1 protein-coding gene is annotated in these 267 nt (G+C 40.1%); it reads right to left on the bottom strand.

Annotation, left to right across the window (positions count from 1 at the left end; all coding sequences use genetic code 11):
* Positions 1-267, bottom strand: a 267-nt coding sequence (locus AAEY78_RS13370) for a KH domain-containing protein (RefSeq protein ID WP_352339801.1), incomplete at both ends; no start/stop codon positions are given.

Genomic DNA, 267 nt, shown 5'->3' with positions numbered 1-267 from the left:
ATATGTACTAGACCATCTTTACCAGGAAGAATATTTACAAACGCACCAAAATCAACAATACGTACAACTTTACCTTCGTAAATAGTACCTACTTCAAGCTCAGCAGTTAATTGCTCAATGCGGCTAATTGCATTTGCTGCGCTTTCGCCGTCAGTTGCTGCAATTTTGATTGTGCCATCATCACCGATTTCAATCGTTGTGCCAGTTTCTTCAGTAAGTTGACGAATTGTTGCGCCACCTTTACCAATAACTTCAGCGATTTTCTTC

Origin of the sequence: Psychrobacter sp. 16-MNA-CIBAN-0192, assembly GCF_040309565.1 — a bacterium.
In the GTDB taxonomy this organism is placed as follows: Bacteria; Pseudomonadota; Gammaproteobacteria; order Pseudomonadales; family Moraxellaceae; genus Psychrobacter.
This window is presented reverse-complemented; position numbering and strand designations above follow the sequence as displayed.